Origin of the sequence: Novosphingobium sp. 9U (genome assembly GCF_902506425.1) — a bacterium.
Lineage (GTDB): Bacteria > Pseudomonadota > Alphaproteobacteria > Sphingomonadales > Sphingomonadaceae > Novosphingobium.
Window position 1 is genome coordinate 548,816 of record NZ_LR732469.1, and the last position, 12,130, is coordinate 560,945.

The window sequence follows — 12,130 nt, forward strand, 5'->3', positions numbered from 1 at the left end:
TCGTTGTCTCTGACCATCGCCACCGGGGACGATCGGCTCTCTTGCTACGTTGCAGGTCGCGAGGTGTTGCGCAGCTCGCCGGATCGCCCCGCCTTCGCGATCGCCAAAGGCCAGCCGCAGGTCGTGATGGTGCGCGGCAACTTCGACATCAGCGATGAGCCGCTAGAGCGCACCACACTTGCCTATGCGAGGCAGGATGGCAACGCCGTGCTGCTGGCGGCAGCTGCCGATGCCGCTCCGATGCTGCGGCTGAGCGCCAGTGAGAACTCACTGCACGTCAAGACCCTTCAGCCTGGCTTCGACCGAGTATGGGTCGACCTCGTCGCGCAAGCTGGCGAGCATGTCTGGGGCGGTGGTGAGCAGATGAGCTACCTCGACCTCTCGGGCCGGCGCTTCCCGATCTGGACCAGCGAACCCGGCGTCGGCCGCGACAAGTCGACCGAGCTGACTCGGCTGATGGACGCGCAGGGCCTGGCGGGCGGCGACTACTGGTGGACCAACTATCCGCAGCCGACCTTCCTGACTTCCAGCCTCAATGCCTGTCACCTTGGCAGCAGCGCCTACAGTGTGCTCGATTTCACGGATGCCACACGCCACCAGATCGAGGTCTGGGAAGGCAGCTTCAACCTCGAGTTCTTCACAGACGAGACGCTTCCCCGCCTCGTCGGCCAACTCAGCAGCCGTTTCGGACGTCAGCCCGCCCTGCCCGACTGGGCGATCGGCGGCGCCATCGTTGGCCTGAAGGAAGGCGAGGCGAGCTTCGCCCGGCTCGAGCGCATCCTCGCCGCTGGCGCCGAGGTCAGCGGCTTGTGGTGCGAGGACTGGATCGGCATCCGCCAGACCACCTTCGGGCGCCGCCTGTTCTGGGACTGGTCGTGGAACGAGGCGCGCTACCCTGCCCTGCCCGATCGCATCGCCGAACTCGCAGCCCGGGGCATCCGCTTCCTCGGCTATGTGAACCCCTATCTCGCTAACGACGGCGTGCAGTACCAGGAGGCTCTGTCCGCCGGTTACCTGGCACTGCGACAGGACAGCGACGAGCCATACCTCGTCGACTTCGGCGAGTTCGACTGCGGAGTGGTCGACTTCACCAACCCCGCCGCGCTCGACTGGTTCGCCGATCGCGTGATCGGGCGCGAGATGCTGGATTTCGGCCTGTCGGGCTGGATGGCGGACTTCGGCGAGTACCTGCCGGTCGATCTGCGCCTCCACGACGGCAGCGATCCGATGCTGATGCACAACCGCTGGCCGGTGCTCTGGGCCGAGTGCAACGCCAAAGCCATCGCCTCGCGCGGCAAGACCGGTGAAGCCGTGTTCTTCATGCGCGCCGGCTTCTCGGGCGTACAGGCTCATTGCCCGCTGCTATGGGCCGGGGACCAGTCGGTCGACTTCACCCGCCATGACGGCATCGGCACCGTCCTCACCGCCGCCTTGTCCGCAGGCCTGGTCGGCAACGCATACTCGCACAGCGACGTGGGCGGCTACACCAGCCTGCATGGCAATGTCCGCACCGCCGACCTCTTGATGCGGTGGTGCGAATTGGGAGCTTTCTCACCCGTGATGCGCAGCCACGAAGGCAACCGCCCCGACGACAACCTCCAGATCGACAGTTCGGATGCGATCCTGGCGCAGTTCGCCGCGATGTCGAAGGTCCATGCGATCCTCGCACCATACGTGCGCCACCTCAGCGACGAAGCAGTGGCGACCGGCCTGCCGGTGCAGCGCCCGCTGTTTCTCCACTACTTCGAGGAACCGCTCTTCGCCGTCCAGGACCAGTACCTCTACGGCGCCGACATGCTGGTGGCGCCGATCATCGAGGCCAAGGTCAGCGGCCGTTCGGTGATCCTGCCGGGCGAGCATCCCTGGCGACACTTGTGGTCGGGCAAGGACTTCCAGCCGGGAACGCACTTCGTCGACTCTCCCTACGGTCAACCGCCTGTGTTCTACCGACCCGACAGCGCGTTCGCCTCGCTGTTCGCCACGCTCGAGACGGTGCAGTGAGCGACCGCTCCAACATCAAGGACGTCTCGGCGCTCGCCGGCGTGTCGGTGAAGACCGTCAGCCGCGTGCTCAACGGCCACCGCTACGTCAGCCAGGATACGAAGGAGCGCGTCGAGAAAGCGATGCGTGAGCTGGAGTTCCGCCCTAGTGTCGCCGCCCGGATCCTCGCCGGCAACAAGTCGGGCCAGGTCGCGCTGATCTACGACAACCACAGCCCCTACTACATGAACCAGGTGCAGATGGGCTGCTGGGAAGCGTGCCAGGGCGCCAACTCTCGCCTGCTGGCCCAGCCGGTGGACGTCACCGACACGATGGTGGGCGAGCAAGTGCGCGGGCTCGTCACCGAGACGCACGTGGATGGCGTGATCCTGTCCTCGCCGGTAACCGACTGCCAGGCGGTGCTCCAGGCACTGGAAGGCATGGACATTCCGTTCGTACGGATCTCGCCCGGCACCAACCACGCGATGACCTCCTCGGTGTTCATGGACGACGCCCAAGCGGCCGACGACATGACCAGCTATCTGATCGCCAAGGGACACCGGCAGATCGGCTTCATCCGCGGCCACTCGAACCACATGGCGAGCGAGGAGCGCCTGTTCGGCTACCGCCGCGCACTCGACCGCGCCGGGCTGCCGTTCGAGCCGACGCTGGTCGCACCGGGTGAGTTCGACTTCGATAGCGGCGTGGCGGCGGCACAGCGCTTCCTCACCGGAGAACGGCGTCCGACCGCGATCTTCGCCAGCAACGACGACATGGCCGCCGGCGTGCTCTCTGTCGCACACGACATGGGACTGTCCGTACCCGAGGACCTGTCCGTCGCCGGGTTCGACAACACCACGCTCGCCCGCATGGTGTGGCCGCAGCTGACCACGATCAACCAGCCCACTCGCGAGCTGGCCTTTGCCGCAACCCAGCTGCTGCTGAGCGGCGCGCAACTCACTCACCGCCGACTGCCGCACGACTTGGTCGAGCGCGCCTCGGTGGCCGCAATCAATCCCGATCTCATCGCCTGACAGGACCCTTCATGAACCTTCTTCCTCCCCTGGAAAGCCGCCGTCCGCTCGGCAAGAGCGGCCTGGCGGTCTCGGCGCTCGCCTGGGGCAACTGGCGCCTGTGCGGCGATGACGTGAATGCGGTGGTCAAGCTGCTGCACGCCGCGCTCGAGGCCGGGATCGACCTGATCGACACCGCGGACATCTACGGTCCCGACAACGACGAGCCGTTCGGCGCGGCGGAATCCCTGCTCGGCCGCGCGCTCGCCACCGATCCGGCGCTGCGCGACAAGTTCACGATCGCCACTAAGGGCGGCATTTCGATGGGCGTACCGTACGACTCCAGCGCGGCGTACCTGACGAGCGCTATCGAAGCCTCGCTCCAGCGGCTCGGCACCGACCGGGTCGAGTTGTGGCAGATTCACCGCCCCGATATCCTCACGCATCCCAGCGAGATCACCCGGGCCGTCACCCAGGCGCACAAGGCCGGCAAGATCCGCAGCTTCGGCGTCTCCAACTTCACCGTGAGCCAGATCGCGACGCTGCAGCAGTTCCTCGACCTGCCGATCGTCTCGACCCAGCCCGAGTTCTCGCCCCTGAAGCTCGCTCCGCTGGAGAACGGCGAGCTGGACCAGGCGATCGCGATGGACATTGCGGTCATGGCCTGGTCGCCGCTCGGCGGTGGTCGCCTCGCCAACCCGGCCGACGAGCGCGCCACGGCCGCTGCCGCTGCGCTGGACGAAGTGGCTGAAGAGTTCGGCGTTTCTCGCACGGCGGCCGCCTATAGCTGGATCATGGCGCACCCCGCACGCCCGATCCCCATCGTCGGATCACAAAAGGCAGACCGGATCGCCGAAGCCGCCGACGCGCTCAAGGTCCGCTGGGACCGGGCGCGCTGGTACGGCGTGCTGGTCGCCGCCAAAGGAGAGCCCCTGCCATGACGGACAAGACTTGCGAAGTAAGCTGGTTTTCGGCGCTGTGCGACGATGACTACGAGTTCCTCGGCCAGCCCGACCCGATGCTCGCTTCCAGCTGGGAGCACTGCCGCAACATCGTCCTGCAGGCGGAAAAAGGCGGCTTCGACAACATCCTGCTGCCATCGGGCTATACGCTTGGCATCGACACCACGATGTTCGCCGGCGCCATAGCCCCGCTGACCAGGACCATCCGCCTGCTCTGGGCCCTGCGCATGGGCGAGGACTGGCCGCCGCAGCTGGCCCGCCGGATCGCGACGCTGGACCGCATCCTGGGCGGTCGGCTGACAGTGAACATCATCTCCTCCGATCTTCCGGGCGAGAAGCTGGAGAGCCGCCCGCGCTACCAGCGCACGCTGGAGATCATGCAGATCCTCAAGATCATGCTCGCGGGCGAGCACCTGAAGTACAAGGGCGAGTTCTTCGATCTCGACCTCGCCCCGGCGCGGATCGGCACCGTCTCAGGCAAGTGCCCGCCGCTCTATTTCGGCGGCCTGTCCGAAGACGCGCGCGAGGCTGCGGCGCAAGGTTGCGACGTCTACCTGATGTGGCCCGACACCATGGACAAGGTGCGCGAGACGATCGACGACATGTCCGCTCGCGCCGCCAAGCACGGCCGCAGCCTGAAGTTCGGCTATCGTGCCCACGTCATCGTGCGGGAAACGGAGGACGAGGCGCGCGCCTATGCAGACCGCCTGCTGTCCAAGCTGGACGACCAAGCGGGCGAGGCAATCCGCCAGAAGTCGCTCGACAGCGCCTCGGTCGGCGTGACCCGCCAGGCGGAGCTGCGCTCGGCGGCAGGCGGAGACGGCTTCGTCGAGGATAACCTGTGGACCGGCATCGGCCGCGCCCGCTCGGGCTGCGGCGCCGCCATCGTCGGCAACCCGGACCAGGTCCTCGCCAAGCTGCGCGCCTACCAGGCCGAAGGCATCGATGCCTTCATCCTCTCGGGCTACCCGCACGCGGCCGAAGCGGACCTGTTCGCCCGGCACGTGCTGCCGCAGCTGAATCATGGGCCGCTGGTGCTCTAACAAGCATCCCTTCCCCGTTCGGAGGCGGGTTGAAGATAGTCTACTTATGCAGTTAAGATGAGGCCATCATGGACCGTCTCGATCTCCTCCTCGCCCGCACCCTGGCACGGCGTCGCCTGCTCGCAACCGGCGCGCTGGGCCTCGCGGCGGGCGGCACCGCGCTCGCGCAAAGCGGCAAGTTCGCGCAGCTGCTGATGACCGGCGGCCCTGAGCAGCGGCCGCTCACCAGCGCGTTCCCGGGCAAGGGCGAGATGATCCTGCTGCGCAATCGCCCGCCCCTGCTGGAAACGCCGATGAGCGTGTTCGACGAGGGCGTGTTCACCCCCAACGACCGCTTCTTCGTGCGCTGGCACTGGGCCGACATCCCGCTCGACGTCGACGCCGATGCGTTCCGGCTGACGATCACCGGCGGCAAGCAGCCGGTCTCGCTCTCGCTGGCGGAGATCCTCAAGCTGCCGCGCATCTCCTATGCGGCGGTCAATCAGTGCTCGGGCAACAGCCGCGGACTGTTCGATCCGCGCGTGCCCGGTGCGCAGTGGGCGCACGGGGCGATGGGCAATGCGATGTGGGAAGGCGTCGCGCTCAAGACGTTGCTGGAAAAGGCAGGCGTCGATGCCAAGGCCACGGCCGTTCGCTTCGGGGGCCTCGACAAGCCGCTGACGCAAGTCGACACGTTCGAGAAATCGCTGGCGCTCGATCACGCGATGAACGGCGAGGTCATGGTGGCTTTCGCGATGAACGGTGAGCAGTTGCCGCTTCTCAACGGCTTTCCGCTGCGCCTGATCGTGCCGGGCTGGTACTCGACCTACTGGGTCAAGTCGCTGAACCACATCGGATTGTTCACGGGCAAGGACAGCAACTACTGGATGGCCAAGGCCTACCAGATCCCCGACACGCCAAACGCGGACGTGCCACCCGGCACCGCCGGATTCGCCAAGACGCCGATCAACGCGATGAACGCACGCTCGTGGATCACCAGCGCCGAGCCTGGCGCACGCATTCCGATGGCGGCAAGCCTGCCCGTGCGCGGCATCGCCATGGGCGGCGACACCGGCGTCAAGCGAGTCGAGGTCTCCGGCGATGGCGGCAAATCCTGGCGAGACGCGAAGCTGGGCGAGGACAAGGGCCGCTATAGCTTCCGCCGGTTCGAGGCCGAAGTGCCAATCGCCGCGAAGGGGGCGCTGACGCTGATGAGCCGCTGCACCAGCAGCTCGGGCGCCGTCCAGCCGATGAAGGCGAACTGGAACCCGGGCGGCTACATGCTCAACCGGGTCGAGCCCTGCCCGGTGGAGATCGTCTGATGCGCCGGTCGACATCCGCCGTCTTCGCGCTGGCACTGCTGGCAGGCTGCCATTCGCAGCCAGAGCCAACCGACACGCAGACCGCTGCGGAGCCGGAGAGCTTCAGCCCGTTGCAGCAGATCACCTCGTCCAAGATCGACCTGCCGGCGGACGAGGAGACCTTCGGCGAGAGTGCGCAGGGTCAGTTGCTCAACCGCACCTGCCTGGCATGCCACTCGACCTCAATGATCCGCACCCAGCCGCCGCTGACACGCAAGCAGTGGACCGCCACCGTCACCAAGATGCGCGAGGCTTATGCTGCGCCGTTCGAGGCGAGCGAGACGGAGGCCATCGTCGATGCGCTGATGGCGACGGCGCCGGCGAATAAGTAGCCGACCAAGACCGCAGCGACAGGTCTGTTCACCAAAGCCCATCGCCGTCCGTGTCGAGCGCGGTGGATGCCAGTGAGGTCAAGGCGTCCTGAGTTAACCGCCCGAACCTCAACGCACGTAGCTGGCACCATTCGCATCCAGCACCGCGCCGGTCATCGAAGCCGGCGCATCGAGCGCCAGGAACGCAGCGATGGTGCCGATCTCCTCAGGCTCGGCAACCCGGCCGAGCGGGATGTCGGCGAGCAGCTTGTCCCCGCCGCGACTGGCGAGATAGTCTTCGGCCATGCCCGTCATCGTGAAGCCGGGACAGATCGCAAAGGCGAGGATGCCTTGCGCCGCATAGCCGCGTGCGATCGTCTTGGTGACGCCGATCATGCCGGCTTTCGATGCGGCATAGTGCCAGTGCGCCGGGCTGTCGCCGCGATAGGCGGCGCGGCTCGCGACATTGACGATGCGTCCACCCGATCCCGCCGCCCGCCACGCCAGGATCGCCGACCGGCTGAGCCGCGTCGAGGCTTCGAGGTTGATCGTCATCGTACGCTGCCACTGCGCCAACCAAGCCTCATCTGAGGCATCGAGCGGGGCGGCCTCGAACACACCGGCGTTGTTGATCAGCACGTCAACCCGGCCGTCCAGACGCTCTAGCGCCGTGTCCCACAGCTGCTCGGGACCGTCTTGCGCCGCCAGGTCTGCATCGGCGCTGGAGGCTGCGAACAGCACGACATCACGCGCGCGCAAGGCATCGGCGATGGCAGCGCCGATGCCCCGGCTCGCACCGGTGAGGAGGACGTGCGTGCTCAGGGCCTGATACTCGGCAGCCGAGGTGTCAGAGACGGCCCTGGCTGCGGCTGTAGGTGGAGGAGCCCGGCGTCACTCGGCGACGCTCGTTGTAGCGCTTCAAGGCATAGCCGCCTGCCGCGGCGGCAATCATGCCCGGCAGGCCGAAGCGGCGCGCCAGCGCGACTGCAGCAACGCCCATGAGCGCGCCGCCTGGTTCATCGACACCGCGCGTGTTGCGGGCTGCGCGTGCGCCGATAAGTCCGCCGATGATCTTTCCAAGCATGGCAATCTCCTGTGTCTCGCTGAACAGCGAACGGAGCGCCAAAGGGTTCCGCAGCTGGTAACCGTCGGCGACCCTCCCACGCTGTCGAACGAACGAGCATCCCCCATGCCCCTGGCGCCGAGTCTCGCCTAGCGGTGCAGGAGCATGAGGGGCTCGTCTCGGGTCCGTCCCCCATGGACCCGGTCGATCGGAGATCCGTTTGCCGTGAACGTACCGCCGCGGTACTGGGCGTCGGTCAAGTTCAGCACGCCATCGAAGCCACCCGCAGCGGGGTCAGCTTGCACAGCTGCACCGCGCAAAGGTTCGTCAGGTTGGCGAAACTGCAATCGCGCCGCCGCGATTGTCGACGATGATGGCGCCGGTCACCGTCCGCCGCTCCAGTTCGCCGTGGAGCCGATGTTGTCGACGTCAGAAGGCGTTATGCGGTTGTTGCCGCTGACTACGCCTACCCGCAAGATGACGGTGTGCGCCGCGCCCCCTTCCAGGTTGATCGCGTCGCCCGAAGCAGCCGCGTCGATGATGTTGGTGATAGTGAACGAGTTCGGCGTCGTGACATTAGAGACGTCGCGCTTGTAGATGCCGCCATTGCCCGCCGCCGTTCACCGTCCCCGAAGCATTGACCTTCAGCGAGCCGGTCACCTGGCCGTAGTTGCTGGCATGCACCGCAACGATCGCGAAACGCTTGAGTGATTTATCCTCGACCATGCCCGACGACATGACCGACAGGTCGCCGTCGCCAATCATTCGCACGTCGATCGCAGCCCGAACGCCCCCGAAATTGGCAAAAGCATTGTTGTCGAAGAACGAGCCGGAGCCCGATCTCTTGATGCCCATGTCGGCCGAGGCAGCGACGATGAAGCCCTCAGCTTGCGTCGGCGGGTCCGCTCCCAAGCGCTCTACGTCAGGCGCAGGATCGCCATTCATCGAGCTTTGCGCAGCGAACGACATGCCTCGTCCCCGTAATTTTGAGCCCCGCGCAGGTACTGCAACGCACCGGAAACAATATCCATCCAAAGAAATGCCAGAAGCAGCTCAGCCAGTCGAGGCGCGGGAATGCTCCGGCGCAGTGCTACATCTATGTACTCGGGTGACGATCCAGAAACTTTCCAAGCTGGACTCGATCAGGCAACGCGTCGAGCACCCCGGCCCGGCTCGCCACCAAAGCTCCGCACGCCGCCCCCCAGCGCAGACCCTCCGCCATTGGCAGACCCTGGGCGAGCGCCGCCAGCAGGCCTCCCAGAAACGCGTCGCCCGCGCCGATGGTGTCCACCGCCTCGATCGCGAACGCAGGTCGAAACACGGGTGCGCCCTCGCCTTCCCTCGCGACGACACCCTCAGCGCCAAGCGTCACGATCAAGCTCTGCACCCCCCGCTCTCGAAGATGGTCAGCGAGTTCGCCCCATGATGCCGGTATCCCTGCGTCGATGGCGACGCCGCACTGCTTCGCAAGCGCTGCGACCTCGATGCGGTTGACTACCAGAATGTTCGTGGTGCCTAGCATCTCCGGAGCAACGGCGCGGAAAGGCGAGCAATTCAGAACCGTCTTCAGTCCACGCCTACGCGCCTGCGCAAAGGCTGCCACGATCGGCGCGTCGCCCACTTCAAACTGAGCCGCCACCACCGCGCACCGGCTTAGCCTGTCGGCGCGCGAGGCAATATCGTCGGCCGAGAGCAGGTCGTTCGCGGCAGGATATACCGCGATGCAGTTCTCGCCGTGTCGATCCACGAACCCGACGCCCGCACCGGTCGGCCCGGTGAGACGCAGCAGCATGTCTCTCGGCAAACCGCAGGCATTCACTGCAGCGCTGGCGAAGTCGCCGAACAAGTCGCCCCCGACTGCCAGCACGCCATCCACCTGCGCTCCCAATCGGTGTGCCCCGACAGCCACGTTGAAGCCCTTGCCTCCAGGGTCGAGAACGAAGCTGCTGGCGCGCAGCGTCTCACCGGCGCGCGGGAGCCGTTCCACGGTAACCGAGCACGCCGCGACGAAGCTGCCGACCACGAAGATCGAACCCGTGTCCATAACCGCTCCACTGCTTGATCTTCCGCGCGCGCCGAGTCGGCCTTAAAGCTGGAAACGGCGAATCGTGAAAGGAGCCATGCTGAAACAGTCTCGAGACGACGGCCTCTCCGCAATGCAAGAGAAGGGGGCCGCGGGCGAGCCAAGCGAGGGGTCGCTATATGGCTTGCTGAAATTGCGCAGGGATACCGCGATGCCGCTTTACCAGCAGCTCGAGGAACAACTTGTCGCGCTCATCGATCGCGGCACGATTGGTGGCGGCGCCACCCTGCCCGCCGAGCGCCAGCTGGCCGAAGCTCTGGGGGTCAGCCGAGCGACAGTGCAGCAGTGCTACAATGGCTTGCGCGAGCGCAACCTGATCCGTGGGCACGGACGCCACGGCTCGATCGTGCAGAAGAGCCAGGCGCATCTCTCGACCGGCATGGACCGCCTGAAGGGCTTCACGCAGGAGATGCGCGAGCTGGGCCGCGAGCCGACGGCGCGAATCCTTGAACGCGAGGTGATCACCGACCGCTCGCTGGCCTCGCTGTTCGGGCTCCACTCGCAAGCACAGTTCCTCAAGCTGGTGCGCGTGCGCTCGGGCGACAACGTGCCGATGGCGCTCGAAACGGCGTGGTACAGCCTCGATGCCGTGCCGGCGCTCGCCGAGTTCGATCCGCTCGGCTCCATTTACGCGCAGCTGGCGCAAGCGGGCTTCAGCCTCGCCTATTGCGACCAGGCGATCGAGGCGACACTGCCGACCCCGTTCGAGTGCGAGATCTTCGGGTTCGACAAGCCGGTGCCTTGTCTGCTCATCAAGCGGCGTAGCTATGCGCAGGGCGGGACCATGGTGGAATACGTCGAAGGCATGTTCCGCGGCGATGCTTACACCTACCGGCTGCGGCTGGACGCCTGATCGGATCTAGTCGACCAGCCCGCGCCGCGGGGTCCGCACCCACGATGTCCTCTCATGCGACTACTACCGAAGGGGTCGCGCTCTCCTTCAAGCGGGGGAGCACCTTGTCAGCGAAACGCTTGAGCTGATCGTAGACACGCTCGTACGGCATGCCGCCGTAGCTGAAGTTGGCAATGATGTCGTACTCGCCCACGGTAGCCTTGCGCATGGCGTCCTTCTCGATCAACTGCTCGGGCGTGCCGATCATGTTGCCGCCGATGTAGGCCTTGTACGCCTTTTCCGGCCCGCCCGCGGCGTTCATGGCATCGCCAAGGGCCACATAGGTGGCGTAGGACGGCATGTTCTTGAAGTGCTCGCCGCCCCACTCGTAATGGTTGGCGACCTGGTAGAACTGCTTGGCGAAGTACTCGTCGGTGTATTCGGCCACCTCTGCCTCGGTTTCGACACACACCACGAAGTCCGAGATGACGAAGGGCGGCGCCTTGCGGCCGTGCTTGGCCTCGAACGTAGAGCGATAGGTGTTGATCTCGGCCATCGAATGCGACCAATCGCCCTGGCTGAAGCGCAAGGCTTTCAGGCCGTATTCCGCCGCGACTTCTGCCGAGGAGGGTGACATCGAGACCATCAGCATGCGCTCTCGCGACCAGTTCTCTGGCCGGGGCCGCACCTCGACCTCGGGCTGCTGAAAGTGCTTGGTGTTCGCCTTGACCGTGCCTGTTTCCAGCCCATCCATGATGATCAACGCCGCCTCGTCGAACAGTTCGCGGCTGTCGGCAATGTCCTTGCGGAAGCCATTGAACTCCCGTCGCGCCGCGCCCCGGCCCATGCCTAGGATCACGCGACCGTCCGAAAGCGCGTCAAGCATCGCGGTCTTCTCGACCACGCGTAGCGGATCGTTCCACGGCAGGATTACAGCCGCCGGCATCAGCTTGATCGTCTTGGTCTTGGCCGCGACGTAGCTGAGCGCCTGAAGCGGGTCGGGGCACGCTGCGTAGTCGGTGAAATGGTGTTCCACCATGGCCGCGAAGTCGAAGCCCATCGCCTCGGCTTCGATCGCGATCTGGGTTTCCCTGCGGAAGAAGTCCATGTCGGACATGCCGTGGAGGTTCTGGAAACCCAGGTGTACGCCTACTTGCATCTTGGCCTCTCCCGCCGCTGGCGCTCGTCAGGATTGACCTGATCGGCGTCGAAGTGCTTGCAAGTGAGTGCATAGCACCTGAGTCGTTTTATATGCAAGCTGCATGTGATGCAGAGAGAGTACAGCGCCTGATAGTACAACCGTGGAAACGCTCGTCCGCAGGTGATTGACACGCCTATGGTGCTAAAAAGGAAGTCGCGCCCGTAGGTGGCATGCTCCGAGAAAGCCCAGCGAAGGCGGGGCGGGCTAAACTGCTCCTGGGGTGGGCGGCTAAAGACGCGGCTGCCCCAGTGTTATGCCGCCCTGAAGCAATCCAATTTTGTTCGCCCGATGTTAAGGGCGTT

12 protein-coding genes are annotated in these 12,130 nt (G+C 65.6%); 7 read left to right on the plus strand and 5 right to left on the minus strand.

Annotated elements, in window-relative coordinates; all coding sequences use genetic code 11:
• Nucleotides 1–3: 3 nt before the first annotated feature.
• From GV044_RS02510 to GV044_RS02535, 6 genes are all read left to right on the plus strand, one after another.
• Nucleotides 4–2,001 carry an alpha-glucosidase gene (locus GV044_RS02510; protein WP_236554633.1) on the plus strand — a complete coding sequence of 666 codons (1,998 nt, stop codon included), beginning with the start codon at nt 4–6 and terminating at the stop codon, nt 1,999–2,001.
• Nucleotides 1,998–3,014, plus strand: a complete 1,017-nt coding sequence (locus GV044_RS02515) for a LacI family DNA-binding transcriptional regulator (protein WP_159865000.1) — start codon at nt 1,998–2,000, stop codon at nt 3,012–3,014. Before GV044_RS02510 ends, GV044_RS02515 begins: the two co-directional genes overlap by 4 nt.
• 11 nt (nt 3,015–3,025) lie before the next feature.
• A complete protein-coding gene (locus tag GV044_RS02520) occupies nt 3,026–3,934 on the plus strand; it encodes an aldo/keto reductase family oxidoreductase (RefSeq protein WP_159865003.1) in 909 nt (302 codons plus the stop codon).
• On the plus strand, nt 3,931–4,998 hold the full coding sequence (locus GV044_RS02525; RefSeq protein WP_159865006.1) for an LLM class flavin-dependent oxidoreductase: 1,068 nt from the start codon (nt 3,931–3,933) through the stop codon (nt 4,996–4,998). Before GV044_RS02520 ends, GV044_RS02525 begins: the two co-directional genes overlap by 4 nt.
• Nucleotides 4,999–5,066: 68 nt before the next feature.
• Nucleotides 5,067–6,299 carry a molybdopterin-dependent oxidoreductase gene (locus GV044_RS02530; protein ID WP_159865009.1) on the plus strand — a complete coding sequence of 411 codons (1,233 nt, stop codon included), beginning with the start codon at nt 5,067–5,069 and terminating at the stop codon, nt 6,297–6,299.
• On the plus strand, nt 6,299–6,670 hold the full coding sequence (locus GV044_RS02535) for a hypothetical protein (RefSeq protein ID WP_159865012.1): 372 nt from the start codon (nt 6,299–6,301) through the stop codon (nt 6,668–6,670). Before GV044_RS02530 ends, GV044_RS02535 begins: the two co-directional genes overlap by 1 nt.
• Nucleotides 6,671–6,778: 108 nt before the next feature.
• Here the strand turns inward: GV044_RS02535 and GV044_RS02540 are convergent, their stop codons facing one another.
• From GV044_RS02540 to GV044_RS02555, 4 genes are all read right to left on the minus strand, one after another.
• Complete coding sequence (locus GV044_RS02540) at nt 6,779–7,471, minus strand: SDR family NAD(P)-dependent oxidoreductase (RefSeq protein WP_159870741.1); 693 nt, start codon at nt 7,469–7,471, stop codon at nt 6,779–6,781.
• Nucleotides 7,472–7,496: 25 nt separating this feature from the next.
• The gene (locus tag GV044_RS02545) at nt 7,497–7,733 is read right to left on the minus strand and encodes a hypothetical protein (RefSeq protein ID WP_159865015.1); all 237 of its coding nucleotides are present in this window, start codon (nt 7,731–7,733) and stop codon (nt 7,497–7,499) included.
• A 555-nt stretch (nt 7,734–8,288) separates the two neighbouring features.
• The gene (locus tag GV044_RS02550) at nt 8,289–8,681 is read right to left on the minus strand and encodes a hypothetical protein (protein WP_159865018.1); all 393 of its coding nucleotides are present in this window, start codon (nt 8,679–8,681) and stop codon (nt 8,289–8,291) included.
• A gap of 127 nt (nt 8,682–8,808) precedes the next feature.
• On the minus strand, nt 8,809–9,756 hold the full coding sequence (locus GV044_RS02555; protein WP_159865022.1) for a ribokinase: 948 nt from the start codon (nt 9,754–9,756) through the stop codon (nt 8,809–8,811).
• Between the two features lie 190 nt (nt 9,757–9,946).
• Between GV044_RS02555 and GV044_RS02560 the strand changes: the two genes are divergently transcribed.
• A complete protein-coding gene (locus GV044_RS02560) occupies nt 9,947–10,648 on the plus strand; it encodes a GntR family transcriptional regulator (protein ID WP_159865026.1) in 702 nt (233 codons plus the stop codon).
• Nucleotides 10,649–10,700: 52 nt separating this feature from the next.
• Here GV044_RS02560 and GV044_RS02565 read toward each other — a convergent pair whose 3' ends face one another.
• Complete coding sequence (locus tag GV044_RS02565; protein WP_159865029.1) at nt 10,701–11,786, minus strand: LLM class flavin-dependent oxidoreductase; 1,086 nt, start codon at nt 11,784–11,786, stop codon at nt 10,701–10,703.
• Between the last annotated feature and the right edge of the window lie 344 nt (nt 11,787–12,130).

Coding starts and splice junctions, on each gene's coding strand:
- GV044_RS02555 (WP_159865022.1), bottom strand. CDS start 9,756: ATGGACACGGGTTCGATCTTCGTGGTCGGCAGCTTCGTCGCGGCGTGC.
- GV044_RS02565 (WP_159865029.1), bottom strand. CDS start 11,786: ATGCAAGTAGGCGTACACCTGGGTTTCCAGAACCTCCACGGCATGTCC.
- GV044_RS02520 (WP_159865003.1), top strand. CDS start 3,026: ATGAACCTTCTTCCTCCCCTGGAAAGCCGCCGTCCGCTCGGCAAGAGC.
- GV044_RS02545 (WP_159865015.1), bottom strand. CDS start 7,733: ATGCTTGGAAAGATCATCGGCGGACTTATCGGCGCACGCGCAGCCCGC.
- GV044_RS02560 (WP_159865026.1), top strand. CDS start 9,947: ATGCCGCTTTACCAGCAGCTCGAGGAACAACTTGTCGCGCTCATCGAT.
- GV044_RS02535 (WP_159865012.1), top strand. CDS start 6,299: ATGCGCCGGTCGACATCCGCCGTCTTCGCGCTGGCACTGCTGGCAGGC.
- GV044_RS02525 (WP_159865006.1), top strand. CDS start 3,931: ATGACGGACAAGACTTGCGAAGTAAGCTGGTTTTCGGCGCTGTGCGAC.
- GV044_RS02530 (WP_159865009.1), top strand. CDS start 5,067: ATGGACCGTCTCGATCTCCTCCTCGCCCGCACCCTGGCACGGCGTCGC.
- GV044_RS02550 (WP_159865018.1), bottom strand. CDS start 8,681: ATGTCGTTCGCTGCGCAAAGCTCGATGAATGGCGATCCTGCGCCTGAC.